1 protein-coding gene is annotated in these 1,182 nt (G+C 71.0%); it reads left to right on the forward strand.

Features of this window, described 5'->3' with window-relative positions:
• On the forward strand, positions 1-1,182 hold a 1,182-nt coding region (locus G3N97_RS38895), incomplete at both ends, for a condensation domain-containing protein (RefSeq protein ID WP_241031107.1).

Raw genomic sequence — 1,182 nt, forward strand, 5'->3', positions numbered from 1 at the left:
GTGGTGGGCGAGGCCGACGACACGGCCGTGCGCCGTCTGCTGCAAAGCCGTCTGCCGGGCTACATGGTGCCGTCCGCGCTGGTCTGGCTCGACCGCCTGCCGACGATGCAAAACGGCAAGCTCGACCGCGCCGCGCTGCCCGAGCCGGGGCAGGACGCTGCGCGCCGCCGCACCGCGCCGCGCAGCGAAACCGAACGCACGCTGCTGGCGATCTGGCAGACCGTGCTCGGCCGCGACGATCTGGGCGTGACCGACAACTTCTTCGAAATCGGCGGCCATTCGCTGCTGATGATGCAGGTCGCCGCGCGCGTGCGCGAGGCGCTCGCGCGCGCGGTCTCGCTGCGCACGCTGTTCCTGAACCCCGTGCTCGCCGATCTCGCCGCGGAACTCGACGCGGAACGCGACACATCAGCGAGTGTCGACACGATCGCGCCGCGCGCACCCGGCGCGCCGATCCCGCTGACCGACGGCCAGCAGCGTCTCTGGTTCCTCTGGAAGCTCGATCCCGCGAGCGCCGCCTACACGATCTCGGGCGCGGTGGCGCTGACGGGCGCGCTCGACCGCGCGGCCGTGCGCCGTTCGCTCGATGCGCTGGTCGCGCGTCACGAGACGCTGCGCACGCGCTTCGTGGAGCATGCGGGCGAGGCGTGGCAACACGTCGATGCGGCGGGCAGTTACGACTGGCGCGAAGAACAGCTTGCTCACGCCGACGAACTCGACGCGCGTCTGAAAGCGCTCACGCGGCTGCCGTTCGATCTCGAACGCGGCCCGATGCTGCGCGTGACGCTGCTGACGTATCCGCACGCAGAGACGCAACTCGCCGACGAAACCGTGCTGCATTTCGCAATGCCGCACATCGTTTCCGATGCGTGGTCGCAAGCCACGCTGCTGCGCGAATTCGCGCAAGGCTATGCGGCGGCGTTGCGCGGCGCGGCGCCCGCGTTCGCACCGCTGCCGGTTCAATTCGGCGACTACGCGATCTGGCAGCGCGCGCGCCGCGCCTCGCAGGACACGGCGCAGATCGATTACTGGCTGCGCGAACTGGGCGGCGAGAATGACGCCCTCGACACGCAACCGCTGCTCGCACTACCCGTCGATCGCGTGCGCAACGGCCCGCGCGGCACGGCGGGCGCCACGCTGCGCCGCACGCTCGATCCCGCGCTGGTGCAGGCGCTCGACACC

The organism is Paraburkholderia sp. Ac-20347 (assembly GCF_017104805.1).
Taxonomy (GTDB): Bacteria; Pseudomonadota; Gammaproteobacteria; order Burkholderiales; family Burkholderiaceae; genus Paraburkholderia; species Paraburkholderia tropica.